This is a genomic window from Namhaeicola litoreus (assembly GCF_042679565.1).
Lineage (GTDB): Bacteria > Bacteroidota > Bacteroidia > Flavobacteriales > Flavobacteriaceae > Namhaeicola > Namhaeicola litoreus.
On record NZ_JBHTMY010000003.1, the window covers coordinates 846,437 to 863,167 of the forward strand.

General features: G+C 35.2%; 12 protein-coding genes. 5 read left to right on the plus strand and 7 right to left on the minus strand.

Annotated elements, in window-relative coordinates:
• Positions 1-25: 25 nt before the first annotated feature.
• Positions 26-979, minus strand: coding sequence for a YheT family hydrolase (locus tag ACFQ39_RS11060; protein WP_377178969.1), 954 nt, complete (start codon positions 977-979; stop codon positions 26-28).
• Between the two features lies 1 nt (position 980).
• Entirely contained in the window at positions 981-2,297 is a 1,317-nt protein-coding gene (locus ACFQ39_RS11065) for a DNA recombination protein RmuC (protein WP_377178970.1), read from the minus strand.
• 80 nt (positions 2,298-2,377) lie between these two features.
• Between ACFQ39_RS11065 and ACFQ39_RS11070 the strand changes: the two genes are divergently transcribed.
• On the plus strand, positions 2,378-2,941 hold the full coding sequence (locus ACFQ39_RS11070) for a 1-acyl-sn-glycerol-3-phosphate acyltransferase (protein WP_377178971.1): 564 nt from the start codon (positions 2,378-2,380) through the stop codon (positions 2,939-2,941).
• Positions 2,942-3,055: 114 nt separating this feature from the next.
• On the opposite strand, the gene gcvT is transcribed toward ACFQ39_RS11070, so the two are convergent.
• A complete protein-coding gene (gcvT, locus tag ACFQ39_RS11075) occupies positions 3,056-4,138 on the minus strand; it encodes a glycine cleavage system aminomethyltransferase GcvT (RefSeq protein ID WP_377178972.1) in 1,083 nt (360 codons plus the stop codon).
• A 73-nt stretch (positions 4,139-4,211) separates the two neighbouring features.
• Here gcvT and ACFQ39_RS11080 point away from each other — a divergent pair, with 73 nt between their 5' ends.
• Entirely contained in the window at positions 4,212-5,678 is a 1,467-nt protein-coding gene (locus ACFQ39_RS11080; protein WP_377178973.1) for an aminopeptidase P family protein, read from the plus strand.
• Here the strand turns inward: ACFQ39_RS11080 and ACFQ39_RS11085 are convergent.
• Positions 5,657-7,309, minus strand: a complete 1,653-nt coding sequence (locus ACFQ39_RS11085; RefSeq protein WP_377178974.1) for a M1 family metallopeptidase — start codon at positions 7,307-7,309, stop codon at positions 5,657-5,659. The genes ACFQ39_RS11080 and ACFQ39_RS11085 overlap by 22 nt on opposite strands.
• Positions 7,310-7,384: 75 nt before the next feature.
• Between ACFQ39_RS11085 and ACFQ39_RS11090 the strand changes: the two genes are divergently transcribed.
• Positions 7,385-8,503 (plus strand): BamA/TamA family outer membrane protein, encoded by a 1,119-nt coding sequence (locus ACFQ39_RS11090; RefSeq protein ID WP_377178975.1) that lies wholly within the window; start codon positions 7,385-7,387, stop codon positions 8,501-8,503.
• Here the strand turns inward: ACFQ39_RS11090 and thrC are convergent.
• From thrC to thrA, 3 genes are read right to left on the minus strand one after another with little or no spacing between them, the layout of a single operon-like run.
• On the minus strand, positions 8,493-9,788 hold the full coding sequence (thrC, locus tag ACFQ39_RS11095; protein WP_377178976.1) for a threonine synthase: 1,296 nt from the start codon (positions 9,786-9,788) through the stop codon (positions 8,493-8,495). The two genes, ACFQ39_RS11090 and thrC, sit on opposite strands and share 11 nt — an antisense overlap.
• A 2-nt stretch (positions 9,789-9,790) precedes the next feature.
• Positions 9,791-10,726, minus strand: a complete 936-nt coding sequence (locus ACFQ39_RS11100; RefSeq protein ID WP_377178977.1) for a homoserine kinase — start codon at positions 10,724-10,726, stop codon at positions 9,791-9,793.
• Positions 10,727-10,732: 6 nt separating this feature from the next.
• Positions 10,733-13,177 (minus strand): bifunctional aspartate kinase/homoserine dehydrogenase I, encoded by a 2,445-nt coding sequence (thrA, locus tag ACFQ39_RS11105; RefSeq protein ID WP_377178978.1) that lies wholly within the window; start codon positions 13,175-13,177, stop codon positions 10,733-10,735.
• A 429-nt stretch (positions 13,178-13,606) separates the two neighbouring features.
• On the opposite strand from thrA, the gene ACFQ39_RS11110 reads away from it, so the two are divergent.
• Positions 13,607-14,215: an HdeD family acid-resistance protein gene (locus ACFQ39_RS11110; RefSeq protein ID WP_377178979.1), complete on the plus strand. Its 609-nt coding sequence runs from the start codon at positions 13,607-13,609 to the stop codon at positions 14,213-14,215.
• 87 nt (positions 14,216-14,302) lie between these two features.
• Entirely contained in the window at positions 14,303-16,537 is a 2,235-nt protein-coding gene (locus ACFQ39_RS11115; RefSeq protein WP_377178980.1) for a hypothetical protein, read from the plus strand.
• Positions 16,538-16,731 lie beyond the last annotated feature (194 nt).

The window sequence follows — 16,731 nt, forward strand, 5'->3', positions numbered from 1 at the left end:
CTTTGTTAAACTGTAAAAAATCACCCTAATTGCTTCTAAAAAAATGAAGTATTCTGTTTTCTAGCCAATAATCTTTTTTGTAATTGAGTTGTACATTAAAACCTACATGTCCGCCGAAACTTGGAACCTCTAAATAAACGAAGTCATTTTTATTGGCTTCTTCGAAAGGAAAGCAGGATTTACTGAGAAATGGATCGTCCAGGGCTGAAATTATCAGTGTGTTTTTTTTAATGAAAGGAATGAATGGTTTGCTGCTCGCTTGTTGGTAATAATCCACCGCATTTTTAAAACCATGTGCAGGAGCTGTATAGAGATTGTCAAAATCCGAAAAATTCTTTATTTCTTTAACGATGGTCTCACTGAATTCAGGATAATGCACTTCATTCTTTTTTATCAACTTCGGTTTTAAAGAGTTTAGAAAGCGATATAAATAGATGAAATTTTTAGGTTTAGATATTTCAACGGAAGAGGCATGTAAGTCACATGGCACCGAAACGGCTACCGCCTTGCAAATGGGATTATACTTTTGCGTTTCACCCAAATATTTTAAAACTTGATTTCCACCCAAGCTATAGCCCACTAAAAATATCCTTTTATACTTTTTTGAACTGATGATATCTTTTAAAACATATTGCAAATCCTCTGTCTCTCCGCTGTGGTAAGATTTGTACAATCTATTTAGTTCTCCACTACATCCCCGCAAATTCATGGCTAAAACATCAAATTTTTTTTCAATCGCTTTTGTTCCCAAAGAAATTATATACTTTGATTGCGCGCTACCTTCTAATCCGTGAATCATTACTATGAGATCTTCATTTTCCCTTACCACCCAATCGAGGTCGAGAAAATCACCATCCGGTGTGTTTATCCGTTCTCGTGTATAATTCAATTGGAGCTGATGGGCAAGCGTACGGAAGACCGTATTAAGATGCCCGTTTCTGAAATAGCGTTCCGGTTGATATGTTGTGTTGATAATCAAATTAATTGTTTAACGCTTTTCTGACTAAATTTTCAGGCAATGATTTTTGTGCATTGGCTCCCAATTTTTTGAGTTGATCTATTCTTCCTACGATATTCCCTTTACCTGTAGAGAGTTTATTCATGGCGCTGTCATAGCTATTTCTGGAGGCATTGAGTTGATTTCCTATTTTCATCATATCTTGAATAAAGCCCTCAAATTTATCATATAAACTTCCTGCCTGTTTGGCTATTTCAATGACGTTTTGTTTTTGATCTTCCTGTTTCCAAATGGTGGCAACCGTAGACATCGTGGCCAAAAGCGTAGACGTAGAGACCAATACAACATTTTTATGCAAAGCATCCAGAAAAATATTTTTATCATTTTTAAGTGCCACCATAAGAGCAGGCTCTATAGGGATGTACATCAATACAAAATCTGGACTTTGCAATCCATAGAGTTCCTCATACCGTTTTTGATTTAAATTTTTGATATGATTTTTGATACTGAGCATTAGTTTTTTCAAACCTTCGTTTTCTTCTTCAGCAGAGCTAGCATTGTAGTACAATTCATAACCTACCAGCGAAACTTTTGCATCTATGATCATGCACTTGTTTTCGGGCAAATGAATGATAAAATCAGGTCTTTTTAATAAGCCTTCCTCATCCTTTTCACTTGCCTGGGTGCTAAAATGAATATCCTTTTTTAATCCGGATCTTTCTAAAAGTGTTTCGAGTTGAAACTCTCCCCAATCACCTTGCTTCTTCTGATCTCCCTTGAGTGCTTTGGTTAAATTAAGGGCTTCTTTACTCATCCTTTCGTTGAGTTCCATCAAGCCTGAAATTTGTTGCTTTAAAGCAGATTGTCGATCGATTGTATCGCGATGTATATTATCCACTTTTGATTCAAAATGCTTAATTTTTTCTTTGAGAGGATCAAGAATCTGTGTTAAGTTTTCTTTATTCGTCTCAGTATATTTTTTGGTTTTTTCTTCTAAAATTTTATTTGCCAAGACCTCAAATTCATCTTTAAATTTATCTTGCAGTTGCTCCATTTCCTTGAGCTGTTCATGCATTTTTTGACGTGCATAATCTAACTCTGCATTTGTCTTTGTCAGGTCAATGACAAGCGATTCATTCTTTATTCTCTCACCGTTTAATTGTTTTGCTAATTCTTCTATATTTAGAATAAGCTTTTTTTCATTTGAACTAAGGGTTTCAATCACAGATTGTTGTAAAGTTATTTTTCGATCAGTCATCACTTTAAAAATCAAATAGGTCAGTAAAACACCTAAGAAGAAAATCAAAATAAAATAGAGAAAAACATAATCTTCAGTCATGGTAAGAAAATTATCGATATTTTAGTCATTTGTATCGAGGTACTATATTACAAAATTAAGTCAACAAACTCTTATAAGATATGCAAAGTCTTTCCAAATTTATGTTAGAAAAGGTGATGGGTTGGAAAGTTGTGAACCGTTTTCCTACCGAACTCAAAAAATATATCATCATTGTGGCTCCGCATACAAGTTGGGTAGATTTTCCTGTTGGTGTATTTGTAAATTACAGTCAACAATTAGGAGCTAATTATATCGCTAAGCACACATTATTCAAACCGCCATTTGGTTTTATTTTTAGTGCTTTGGGAGGAACACCTGTCGATCGCAGTAAAAGTGAGAGCAGAGTTGAGGCGATTATTAAAATCTTTAAGGAGAGTGATCGATTTGTACTTACCCTATCACCTGAGGGTACGAGGAAAAGTGTTTCAAAATGGAAAACAGGCTTTTATTATGTCGCCAAAGGTGCTCAAATTCCGGTGGTTATGTGTGGCTTTGATTATGGGAAGAAAGAAATTGTTGTAGCTGAGCCTTATACTTTAACAGGGGATGAAAAAATTGATTTTCAACATTTTCACGAGTTTTTTAAACATATAGAAGGGAAGAAAAGAGATCAATTTGATCCAGATTTTCACTTAAATGTTTAACGGATTAAAAAATATATAGATCGATTATCTGCTATTTTTCTCAATTCAAAATACATACCAATGAATTGATGGCTGATAAGCTTAAACTCTTGATTGTAACAATCGTATCTTCTTTTAACCTTTATAAAAAGGAAGTTTTACAATTTGGGCAGGAACGTTATTATTTCTTATCCTTACAAAAATAGTTTCTCCCATTTTGGCATTTTCGCTCGCTATATAACCCATGCCAATTCCCTTTTTAAGGCTAGGACTCATGGTTCCTGATGTTACTCTACCAATTTCTTGCCCCTTTCCATCAACAAGCTCATAATCTTTTCGAGGAATCCCTCTTTCCAATAATTCGAATGCCACTAATTTCTTAGTGACCCCTTGTTCCTTTTGTTCTAATAGCGCTTTCGAATTGACGAATTCTTTACTAAATTTTGTAATCCAACCCAGGCCAGCTTCAATCGGAGAAGTTGTATCATCAATATCATTGCCATATAAGCAATATCCCATTTCCAAACGCAATGTATCTCTGGCAGCCAATCCAATTGGTTTTATATCAAATTCCTTTCCAGCCTCAAAAACCTTTTTCCAAACTTTTTCTACTTCTTCGTTTTTACAATAAATTTCGAATCCACCGCTACCTGTATACCCAGTAGCCGAGATGATTACATGTTCAATACCCGCAAAATCACCAATTTTAAATTTATAGAATGGAATGGAAGCTAAATCGATAGAAGTGAGTGATTGCATTGCTTCGATTGCTTTAGGACCTTGAATCGCAAGCAGAGAATAATGGTCTGAAAGATTTTTTAACTCCGCACCAAAGCTATTTTTTTCATTGATCCAATTCCAATCTTTCTCAATATTTGATGCATTGACCACTAAGAGGTAAGTATTTTCTTTCACTCTATAAACGATCAAATCATCAACAATTCCACCTTTATCATTTGGCATACAACTGTATTGGGCGTCTCCTATTTGTAATTTTGAAGCGTCATTTGAAGTGACATACTGAATCAAATCCAAGGCATTTTTTCCTTCTACCAAAAACTCACCCATATGCGACACATCAAAAACACCGACACCATTTCTCACCATTTCATGTTCTAAATTTACCCCTTCATATTGCACTGGCATCAGGTAACCTGCGAAGGGAACCATTTTTGCACCTAAAGATTCGTGAATTTGATTTAGTTGGATTTTTTTCATCTTATTTCATTTTATTTTGCAAATTTACAGAATACTGACAATTCAGTTGAATTTATTTAAACAAAAGCTCTATATGCGCATCAAACCATTTTATTTTCAACTTTGTAAATTTATTTTTTTCATTGTTTTTTCATTGAGTTATGCGCAAAGCAACAGGCCTGATGATTTCTTAAAGCCAGAATTTCATCAAGATAGGAGAGAGGTACTTCGACAATCCATGCCGGTGAACAGTGTAGCTGTTTTTTTTGCCAATCCGGTTAGAAATAGAGCGAATGATGTCGATTATATTTACCATCAAGATCCTAACTTTTATTATTTAACAGGTTATAAAGAACCGCATTCTGTCCTACTTATTTTTTCTGAACCACAACTCATCGCAGGCGAAAAAGTAAATGAACTTATTTACGTACAAAAGCGCAATCAAAGGTTAGAGCAATGGAACGGTAAACGACTTGGTGTTGAAGGGGTTTTAAAAGAATTGGGCCTCGCTGCAGTGTATAATGGGGAAGATTTTATCAATATCCCAATTGATTTCTCAACCTTCGACAAAGTAATGTTTGAACCGTTTAGAAATGATGTAAGGGATACCAAGGCCGAAAAGGCCAATCTATTTACATTGATAGAGCAGTTTAAAAGTAAAATAGATTTAAATACGTTTTCTGCCAGTGCCAGCTTTGATCAGCAACCCACATTAAAAACGAATATTGATAAAAACGGATTGAAGCCTCTAATGGCTAGTTTAAGAGAAATAAAGTCCAAAGAAGAACTCGTGCTTTTAAAAAAGGCCGTTGAAATATCGTGTTTAGGTCAGATTGAAGTGATGAAAGCCATGCATCAGGGAATGTCTGAAATGGAAATTCAAGGTATTCATGAATATGTGTTTAGAAAATACGGGGCAGAATATGAAGGTTATCCATCCATTGTTGGCGCCGGGAACAACGGTTGTGTTTTGCATTATATCGATAATGATTTGTTAAACATAGGGAAGGATCTTGTTCTAATGGATCTAGGAGCAGAATACCACGGTTATACGGCAGATGTTACCAGAACCATTCCGGCAAACGGTAAATTTAGCAAAGAACAAAAGGAAATTTACGACTTGGTTTACGAGGCTCAAGAAGCAGGAATCAACGCCGCTATGATTGGAAATAATAGTAAAATCATAGACTCTGTTGCGCGGGCTGTCATTAATAAAGGATTGATCGATTTAGGTATCATCAAAGAAGAGAAAGAAGGAAGGACCTATTTCCCACATGGTACATCACATCATATTGGTCTAGATGTTCATGATCTCAACAACAGAGGATCATTTAAAGAAAATATGATCATTACCGTGGAACCGGGTATTTATATTCCGGAAGGAAGTGCCTGCGATTCAAAATACTGGGGAATTGCTGTGAGAATTGAAGATGATGTTTTGATCACAAAAGACGGACCTGTTAATTATTCGGCACTGGCACCCAGAAAATCTGAAGAAATAGAAAAACTGATGAAGGAAGAGAGTATCTTTTCAACTTATCAACTACCCGAATTAGATTGATCTAACTCGCTTCTAATCACATAAAAATTGCGATCTATTTCTAAAATTTCAATGTCGGCTTCATCAGTCAAGATTTGCCAATCAGTACTAGGTTTTATCCATTTTTCTATCTCATTTACATAAACTTTTAGGGGAATTGAAAAACCATCTACGACATTTGCCCACCTATAAGACATTTGATTTCCATCTAATTTATATTCCAAAATGGGTACATTTTTTGTTCTTAAATATTGATCGAATACCGTTGAAAAATCTATTTTACTTTTTTCAGAGATATAATTTTCGATTTGTTCTGTTGTCACAGTTTGGTGGTAAAAATCTTTGTTCAAACTCATCAGGATTTTCCTGAATTTCTGGTCATCATTCATGACTTGCCTTATCAGATGAAGCATATTTGCAGCTTTCGGATACATGTCGCGAGAACCTTCATTATTTACATCATAATCTCCAATGATGGGTTTATCGTTGCGTATGTTTTTTCTGGTGCCTATCACATAATCATTGCCCGCTTCTTTACCGAAGTGGTAATCTACATATAGAGTTTCACTGTATGCGGTAAAACCTTCATGAATCCACATATCTGCAATATCCCTGTATGTAATATTATTGGCAAACCATTCATGTCCGGACTCATGAATAATAATAAAATCAAATTTCAAGCCCCAGCCCGAACCACTCAGGTCTTTTCCTAAATAACCATTTTTGTATCCATTTCCATAGGTGACAGAACTTTGGTGTTCCATGCCTAAATAAGGAACCTCAACTAGTTTGAAACTATCCTCATAAAACGGGTACGGGCCAAACCAATATTCAAAAGCTTCCAGCATTTTAGGAACTTGTTTGAACTGTTCTTTGGCCTTTTGTACATGATAGCTCAGCACGTAATAATCACAATCTAACTCACCTTTTATACCCTGGTATTTTTCACTAAAATAGGTATAGTCGCCAATATTAACATTCACTCCATAATTATTAATTGGATTGATAACTTCCCAAACATAGGTTCTTGTTCTATTTTTATTATCTACAGTATCTACCAGTCTTCCGTTCGCAATGGCCATGACAGTTTCAGGACAAGTTATAGACAAACGCATACCTCGATCGGGTTCGTCATACATATGATCTTTATTTGGCCACCATATACTAGCTCCAATACCTTGACAGGAAGTAGCGATAAAGTCTTTTCCATTTAAATCTTTCTCCCAAGTAAAACCACCTGTCCATGGCGGATTTATACTTTCAGCCGGCACTCCTTCATAAAATACCTCCAATTTTTGAATGTTTCCAATTTTAGATTTATTCGGGAGCTCTATAAAATAAGCGAACCCGTTTCTGGTGTATTTTAAAGGTTGATCGTTTTTTAGAACTTTCGTAATTCTGAGAGGATCTTGTAAATCAATTTGAAGGATGTTACTTTCTCCTAACACCTTGTATGTTATCGCATTACTTCCCGTAATAGATTTATTTTCGGGATTTACATTTATTTTTAAATCATAGTGTAAAAGATCCCACCAAATTCTTTCTGGGGTGATAGAGCCTCTTAGCGTATCTTGATGCGTATATTTTTGCGCTAAGCAAAAGGAAACTTGAAAAAGGAATAGAAAAATAATAATACATTTTCTTAATAGCATGCCATACAGATTTAAACCAGACAAATTTAAATGATTCAAATAAAGAAGTCTTATTTTTGAAAAAAAATCAACCTTTTGAAAAACATTAGTCTTCTTATACTCGTTTTTTTTTCTTGTGCTTTGGGTTTTACCCAAGAAAGAAATACAGACTCTCTTCAAAAAGCAAACGATATTGGAAAAAGGAAAAGTTTTATCGCAATACCTACACTTACCTATAATACTAGTTTTGGTGTCATGTTTGGCGGCATGGCCAGTTATTTTTATCATCTCAATAAAAAGGACACTATTTCACCTTTGTCTTCAAGCGGCTTGATTGCAACTTATACCAGTAATAAAAGTTGGTTTTTGATTTTGCCAAATACGTTCTATTTTAAAGAGGATAAATATAGAGCAAAGTTGGTTGGAGGATTAGGCTCTATTGAATTTCAGACTTTTGTAGATTGGAATGATGTCATTGGAGAATTACCTCCAGGCATACTACCACCAAATTTAGATGGGGCTTTTGTAGATTTCAATAATGTCTTTGCCTTTCTCTATGCACAATTTATTGCAAAAGTATATAAAGACTATTATGTAGGGGCTAATCTATTGGTTTCCAATACAAAAACAACTTTTGATTTACCCACTAACCCTGAGGATGATCAAACCTTGTTTGGCTTTGGGCTTACTGTTGAAAAGGACTCAAGAAACAGCCAGTTTACGCCAACTTCCGGGAATAACGGCAAGCTGGTTACCAATCATTTTTTAGAAAGATTAGGAAGTACTTCGAACTACAGTAATTTTAATTTTCAGTTCAATCAATATTATCCACTTAAAGATAAAAACACGATCATGTGGCGTTTATATGCTCAGGTGGCTACCGGGGATGTACCCTTTTCCGGTCAAAATGTAGTAGGTAGAGATGATCTAAGGGGATATTCGAATGGGAAGAACAGAGCGAATCAAGTGTACGACGCACAAACAGAATACAGACATTGGTTAAACGACAAATGGGGATTTGTCGCTTTTGGCGGAATAGCAACCGCTGTAAACAATTTTGGAGATTTGTCTTTTAACAATCTTCTACCCGCAGCCGGTGCAGGTATTCGTTTTGCAGCTTTGCCCAAATCAAATATCAATATTGGTATTGATGCCGCCGTGGGTAAAGAAGACTGGGGTGTTTATTTTAGAATAGGTGAGGCTTTTATCCGTTAAGCAAAAACGATTTTAGTTCTTCATAGGTACTTATAACTGTAGACTGTTTTTGTTTGTCTATTACGGCTAAAATTTGTTCCGGATAGTCGATTTTAGTTTTAATCACTGGTTCAACGACATCTAAAAATTTAACCGGGTGGGCAGTTTCCAAAAATATTCCCTGCCAATCCGTCTTATTTTTTAGAAAGGAATCCAGGCCTAAATAGCCTACCGCACCATGCGGATCCAGAATATAATTTTGATTTTTATAAACATGCTCCATGGCTGCTCTAGTTGTTTCATCATCAAAAGCATAAGAGACCAAATGTTCTCTTATTATATTAAAATCATTTTGATAGATCTCTTGAATCCTTATGAAATTACTCGGATCGCCTACATCCATGGCATTTGAAATGGTCTGGACCGAAGGCTTGGGATTGTACTTGCCAGAATCCAAATATTGGGTCACGACACTATTGGCATTATTTGCAGCGATAAATTGGTCTATGGGCAAACCTAATTTTTGCGCCATCATCCCTGCACAAATATTCCCGAAATTTCCGCTTGGAACGGCTATGGCAAGCTGTTTGTCTTTGTTTGCCAATTGTTTATAGGCAAAAGCAAAATAAAACATTTGCGGTAACCAGCGCGCCACATTGATGGAATTCGCAGATGTTAATTTAATCTTAGAAGTAATCTCCCTGTCTATAAAAGCATTTTTCACCATTGCCTGACAATCGTCGAAAGTACCGTTCACTTCAAGGGCTTTAATGTTCTGACCTAAAGTAGTAAGTTGCTTTTCTTGTACCTCGCTTACTTTTTTACTCGGATAAAGAATAACGACATTTACTCCTTTTACTCCTAAAAAACCACTGGCCACAGCACCTCCCGTATCACCTGAGGTTGCCACCAAAACGGTTACTTCATTATTCTCATTTTTATTAAAATAGGATAAGCACCGTGCCATAAACCTACCACCAACGTCTTTAAATGCCATGGTAGGACCGTGAAAGAGTTCGAGGGCAAATATGTCATCATTTACATTCACCAAAGGAAAATCAAAACTCAGTGTGTCTTCTATAATCTTTTTCAGATCCTTCTCAGGAATTTCATCGCCTACAAATTGCTCAATTAGGTGGTAAGCAATTTCGTTATATGTATAATCTTGAATGTTTTTGAAAAATTCTTGTGGTAAACTTTTAATTTCGCTCGGGAAATACAATCCTTTGTCAGGCGCTATTCCATCAACAACAGCTTGTTTAAAGTTTACATCGGGAGCTTGCCGGTTAAGACTATAATACTTCATAATTATTTTGATTCAACTATTTGTATTCCTACAGGATTTATTTTGGAAATATGGATTTGAAAAGGAATATTTTTAGATCTATATATTTTTTCCAGTTTATCTTTCACATTTTGAGCAGATTGAATTCCTTTACAAAAAGAAAATATTGAAGGTCCCGAGCCCGAAATTCCACAGCCTAAAGCACCTTGCTCTAAAGCAGTATCTTTAATTTCCTCAAATCCTGGAATCAGTTTTGACCGATGGGGTTCAACAATATAATCATGTAAAGATGCTGCAAATAGTAATTCGTCTTGTGTATGCAAGGCATGGACAAAAGCACCTACATTCGCCCATTGTTTTACCGCAAGATTCAGATCTACCTGTATAGGCAAGATAGCTCTGGCCTCAGAAGTTTTAATTTCAATTTGAGGATGTAAGATCACGATAAAAAGATCTTTCAGAACAGGTAATTTTAATATCTTTTGGGGCTCATCGTGTTTTACCAAAGTAAATCCGCCTAATAGGGCAGGAGCCACATTATCTGTTATAGGAAAACCACATGCGAGTCTTTCCCCTTCTCTGGCAAAATCTATTAATTCCAGTTCTGTGAATGGTTTATCTAATAAATGATTGATGGCAAATACAGCTCCGGCAGCACTGGCAGCACTGCTTCCTATTCCGCTACCCGGTTTGATCTTCTTTACTATTTCTATTTCAAATCCAAAATTAATGTCTTCTTTTAATTTTTTTAGCAAAGCCAGGCCCGCAACACCTGCAACGTTATTTTCGGTTTCAAGGGGTAAATCCATTCCTGTGATTTTCGAAATACGAATACCTTTTTGAGGTATTTTTCTAATTGTCATTTCATCCCCAATCCCATCTAAACAGCAACCGAGTACATCAAAACCACAGGAAATATTCGCTACAGTAGCCGGTGAAAAAATGGTCAATTCATTCATTATACCCTATTTGTTGATGGTTCTTATGATATCGCCAAAAATACCTGAGGCAGTGACATCACTACCAGCTCCAGCACCTTTAATAATCAAAGGTTGATCGGCATATCGGTTAGAATAAAACAACACAATGTTATCTTTTCCGTCAAGATTGTAAAATGGATGTTCCTGAGGAATTTGCTCTAGTTTTACTTTTGCTTTTCCTCGATTAAAAGAGGCGATAAATTTTAATTTGGAATTATTCTTTTCAGCTCCTTCTCTTAATAAATTGAAATGATTCGCTTCCGTTTTTAAACTTTCCATAAAATCTTCAACACTTTTCGCGTTTAACGAGTTTTTAGGTAAAAAACTTTCATTTTCAATATCAGACAACTCCATTTGTATACCGCTTTCTCTCACCAAAATAAGTATTTTTCGCATTACATCTACACCGCTTAAATCGATTCTTGGGTCGGGCTCTGTATAACCTTCCTCTCCTGCTTTTTTTACTACGTCATAAAAACTGTTCTTTGCGTCGAAATTATTAAATATGAAATTTAAACTTCCTGAAAGCACTGCTTTAATTTCTTGAATTTCATCACCGGAATTGATCATGTTTTTAAGGTTGTCAATGATCGGTAAACCGGCTCCTACATTTGTTTCGAACAAATAAGGTGCGTTGTATTCTTTAGACAGCTCTTTAAGCAGGTTATAATTGGCATAATCTGAAGAACTAGCTACTTTATTGCAGGCCACCACCGCCATGCTTTTCTTTAAATATTTTTCATAAAACGATGGTACTACGTCGTTAGCCGTATTATCTACAAAAACGCTATTTCTTAGATTGAGGTTGATCACCTGGTTGTAAAATTCATCTAAGTTGGACGTGATTTTTGATTTGTGGAGTTCTTCTTTCCAATTATCTAGGTCAATTCCATCCTCATCAAAAATCATTTTTTTCGAATTTGCCAGGCCAACTACTTTCATTTCCAAATGTAATTTCTCTAACAAATGTGATTGTTGCTGTTTGATTTGTTCCAATAATTTGCTACCAACATTTCCTACACCAACAATAAATAAATTGATTTGCTTTAACTGATTTTCAAAAAATGTGGTGTGTAATGAATTCAATGCCTTTTTCGCATCTTTTTTGGCAATCACGGCCGAAATATTTTTCTCTGTAGATCCCTGGGCGATCGCCACAATGTTTACGTTATTATTTCCGAGACTACTAAACATTTTGCCACTGATTCCTTGATGTGATTTCATATTGTCGCCCACTAAAGCAATAATCGCTAAGTCGCTTTCAACGGTAACCGGATTTATTTTTCGCTGAAAAATTTCATATTCAAAAGCATTGTCGACAGCGATTTTAGCATTTTCTGCATCTTCATCATCTATAGCAAAAGAGATCGAATGCTCACTTGAGGCTTGTGTTATAAATTTAACGTTGATATTTTGTTGTGATAAAGCACCAAATAATCTTTTTGCGATTCCGGGAACACCCACCATTCCATTTCCTTGAAGTGTAAGTAAAGAAATTTGTTCGATATGACTAATTCCTTTGACCATATTCTTACCTGCAGGAGTCTTTTCGGCGATCAGGGTTCCTCGATCATTGGGTGCCATGGTATTTTTGATCAAAATGGGTATTTTTTTATCCATAGCCGGTTGTATGGTTGGAGGATAGATCACTTTAGCGCCAAAATGAGAAAGTTCCATAGCTTCCTGATAGGTGATCTGCTCTATGGGCTTAGCCTGTTTCACTATTTGAGGATTTGCTGTAAACATACCACTCACATCTGTCCAGATTTCCAACAATTCTGCATCGATCGCATTTGCAGCTATCGCAGCCGTAAAATCTGACCCGCCTCTACCCAATGTAGTTGCATTATTCTTTTCATCGGAGGCTATAAATCCAGGCATAATCATCACCTTTTTATCAGAATTCTTTACAGCATCTTTGATATTTTTATAAGTCTTTTGGTAATGGACGCCCGCTTTACTGTAATGGCTATCGGTTTTGATCAATAATCGGCTATCAAAAAGTTCGCAATTCATACCATTTACTCTAAACGCTTCAGAAATGATATACGAAGAAAGAATTTCACCCACACTTACAATTTTTGCTAAAGATTTTTCTGACAGATCATTTAATAAATAAACACCTTTTAAGGTATCTTTGAGCTTGTGCATTTGAGCCATCACATAAGCGGCTGAATTTTCCTGGTCTTCTTCATCAAACAATGTATCAATCGTGTCTTTATGTTTGGTTTGAATATCTTTCAATACATTCACATATTCTTGATCTCCTTTTACGGCTAGCTCGGAAGCTTTAATCAGTAAATTTGTGACACCCCCAAGGGCAGAAACAACAACTATACATTTTTCATTTTTATGAGAAATGATCTCAACAACTTTTTGAATATTTTTTGCAGAACCTACTGAAGTTCCGCCAAACTTTGCAACTATCATGGTTTGTGGACTAAATTTAAAATCTTAAAAAATTACGCTAAATATAACTGAGAAAAAATAGAAAGACCCCTTAAGGGGTATCGGTAGTTGTTGTAAGCCTGACAACACCTTTGAAGAAATTAAAATAAAATCTTGAATTATACATGCAACAAATATAGAAGTCTTTTTTAGAAAAAATATTATTTTATTTATTTTTTTACATAAACGTTTAAGAAAATCTTATTTTCTCAATAAATTCTTGTCAAAGGTTTACTTTTTTTGATTTTTTATTAGTCTACATGTCTTTTATAGATTTTGTAGAATTATCAAGACAGTAATAGAAATATTTACATTTATTAATATTTTAATAAAATTTTTCTACATTTGATAATGTATATCAAAATCAATTATTAACCTATTTATCAATATGATAAAGTAAATTTTAAAATTATGGCGAATGCTATTTCAAAAGTAAATCAATCTGTAAAGAATTGGTGGATTTTTCTAATCATCGGAATTCTAATGATCATTGGTGCTATTTGGATGTTCAATACACCTGTTGAAAGTTTTGTTGGATTAACAGTTTTCTTTAGTATGTTAATTTTTATATCCGGTATTTTAACGATTATTTATGCGATTGGGCATAAAGATGAAATCGAAAATTGGGGCCTCTATTTAGGTGGAGGAATACTAGATTTAATTGTTGGCTTTGTGCTCTTAAAATATCCAGGAGTTACTATAGTGCTTTTTTCCTTGTTTGTTGGATTTTGGTTGCTTTTTAGGGGTATATTTATGATATCCGGATCATTCAAAATGAAGAAAGAAGGGGTGCACAATTGGGGCTGGATTTTGGTTTTTGGTATATTGACTACCATATTCGCTTTTTTTGCCATCATCAATCCATTAGTAGGTGCTAGTTATTTGGTATTTACTTTAGCATTTGCATTTTTATTATTAGGTATTGGAAATATTTTTATTTCGCTGCAATTAAGGAAAGTAAAAGGTAGAGTAGGAGAGGTCAAGGAAGAAGTGAGATCTGCCGTAAATAAGCTAGAATAATATTAGCCCAACTATAAAAGAAGAGAAAAGCCCGGCTACAAAGTTGGGCTTTTTTTGATTGTAAAATCTAAATTTAATCCTACCAAAATGGAAAATTCTCTTTCTCAATCAAAATCAAACTTTAGTACATTACCCGTATTTTTAACGGCCATTTCAACCATTCTGGGAGCAGTCATGTTCTTGCGATTTGGATATGCAGTGGGCAGTGTAGGGTTTATGGGTACTTTGCTTATTATTTTGGTCGGACATATGGTGACCATACCAACGGCAATGGCCTTGGCAGAAATTGCCACCAACCAAAAGGTAGAAGGAGGAGGAGAATATTTTATCATTTCCAGGTCATTTGGAATCAATATCGGTGCTTCTATTGGTTTGGCTTTATTTTTATCTCAAGCCATTAGTGTAGCATTTTATATCATTGCTTTTGCCGAAGCATTTGAAGCTGTAAAACCATGGATTGCTTCAAATTTTGGTTATGAAATTTATGATAACAGAATTTTTAGTATTCCGGCTCTGATCATGCTTATTTTTTTAATGATAAGCAAGGGAGCGGATATGGGGGTGAAAGCTTTATATTTTGTTGTAACGATTTTAGTTATTTCTCTGATATTTTTCTTTTTAGGTTCAACAGATTACAGCGAAACTGTAAATAAATCCATTGCATTGTCTAATAGGCCAACCGATATCAGTATTTTTTATGTATTTGCTATCATTTTTCCCGCATTTACAGGGATGACTGCAGGTGTTGGGTTATCGGGCGATCTGCGCGATCCCAAGAAATCAATCCCGCTAGGCACCTTATCTGCGACCATAATTGGAATGATCATTTATGTATTTATTGCTTATAAATTGGCAGTTTCTGCAAGCTCTGAAGACCTTATTGGTGACCAATTAATCATGTCTAAAATTGCTATTTGGGGACCTATCATTCCCATGGGTTTGGCTGCAGCTACCTTATCTTCGGCAATCGGGTCGTTTATGGTTGCCCCAAGAACCTTACAAGCCATCGGTGCAGATGACGTATTTCCGAGTTCCAATGTCAACAAATGGATCTCTAAAGGATTAGCCTTAAGCAATGAGCCGCGAAATGCAACAATCATAACCAGTATTATCGCCTTATTTTTTGTGGTGATGGGCGATGTAAACGCTGTTGCGGAAATCATTTCAATGTTCTTTATGGTAACCTATGGTTCACTTTGTCTCATTTCTTTCTTGCAACATTTTGCTGCTGATCCCTCTTATCGACCCTCATTCAAATCGAAATGGTATCTCTCACTTTTAGGGGCTGTCTTGTGTATATATCTCATGTTTAAGATTAATACGACTTATGCTATTGCTGCTATTTCTTTGATGCTCATGTTGTATTTTTACATTACCTACAATACGGCACACAACAAGGGTATATCCAGAATATTTCAAAGTGTTATTTACCAGTTTAGCAGAAAAGTACAGGTATTTTTACAAAAAACAGAAAAAGAGAAAGCAGATCAAAGTTGGAGGCCTGCCGTGTTGTGTTTATCACCAGAAAGTTTTGAGAGGTATTCTGCTTTTGAAATGATGAAATGGTTGTCCTATCGATATGGCTTTGGAACTTTTGTACATTTTGACAAGGGGTATTATTCTTCAGAAACAAAAGCTGCATCTATGGAAAAGTTAGATCGGTTAATTAAATTGGCGAGTACCAGTCATTCTAACGTCTATTTGGAAGCCATTATATCTCCCTCAAATACAGGGGCTATTATTCAATGTATTCAGCTTCCCGGTGTGTCGGGCCAGCCCAATAATATGATGTTGTTTGAATATAAAAAAGGCAAGACGGATTGGCTGAAAGATGTTATTGATAATTATGGCGTTTTGAAAACTGCCAATTTTGATGTAGCTATTCTAGCAAGTTCTGACCGAGGATTCAGGTATAAAAATGAAATCCATGTTTGGATAGGGAAGGAGGACTATGACAATGGAAATTTAATGATCTTGTTGTCGTACATCATCCTTGGGCATCCTGATTGGAAAAATGGAGAAATCAAAATTTTTGCAGCATTTAAGGAAAAGGACATTAAATCTGAGGAATTAAAATTAAAAGAATTAACCACGTCCGGCAGGTTGCCTATTTCGGCCAACAATATTCGTGTTTTACCCTTAGAAACAGGTGTAAACAAAAGGGATCTCATTAACAAGCATTCTACGGAAGCAGACTTGACTATTATTGGTTTTCATGAAGGAAGAGTAAAAGATGCCAATGATCTATCTGTATTCGAGGGCTATGATCAAGTTGGTAATATCTTATTTGTTCATACCAATTCATCTAAATTTATTCAATAAGACTTATTTAAAATTAAAAAGATTATAATTACTTTCATTCTTAATTATTCTGAATTCTTCAATTTGTCAATTCAATTTTAAAGGGACTTTATTGAAATAAGGGGTTCTTGTACAAGCCTTTTAAAGTGATAAAATAGGGTTGATTCAAAAGAAACCGTAATTTTACAAACTCTATGTTTTTAAAATAATTTATC

Bases quoted from the DNA above. Each gene is read 5' to 3' on its own strand.
- ACFQ39_RS11065 (WP_377178970.1), bottom strand. From the start codon at position 2,297: ATGACTGAAGATTATGTTTTTCTCTATTTTATTTTGATTTTCTTCTTA.
- ACFQ39_RS11070 (WP_377178971.1), top strand. From the start codon at position 2,378: ATGCAAAGTCTTTCCAAATTTATGTTAGAAAAGGTGATGGGTTGGAAA.
- gcvT (WP_377178972.1), bottom strand. From the start codon at position 4,138: ATGAAAAAAATCCAACTAAATCAAATTCACGAATCTTTAGGTGCAAAA.
- ACFQ39_RS11080 (WP_377178973.1), top strand. From the start codon at position 4,212: ATGCGCATCAAACCATTTTATTTTCAACTTTGTAAATTTATTTTTTTC.
- ACFQ39_RS11085 (WP_377178974.1), bottom strand. From the start codon at position 7,309: ATGCTATTAAGAAAATGTATTATTATTTTTCTATTCCTTTTTCAAGTT.
- thrC (WP_377178976.1), bottom strand. From the start codon at position 9,788: ATGAAGTATTATAGTCTTAACCGGCAAGCTCCCGATGTAAACTTTAAA.
- ACFQ39_RS11100 (WP_377178977.1), bottom strand. From the start codon at position 10,726: ATGAATGAATTGACCATTTTTTCACCGGCTACTGTAGCGAATATTTCC.
- thrA (WP_377178978.1), bottom strand. From the start codon at position 13,177: ATGATAGTTGCAAAGTTTGGCGGAACTTCAGTAGGTTCTGCAAAAAAT.
- ACFQ39_RS11110 (WP_377178979.1), top strand. From the start codon at position 13,607: ATGGCGAATGCTATTTCAAAAGTAAATCAATCTGTAAAGAATTGGTGG.
- ACFQ39_RS11115 (WP_377178980.1), top strand. From the start codon at position 14,303: ATGGAAAATTCTCTTTCTCAATCAAAATCAAACTTTAGTACATTACCC.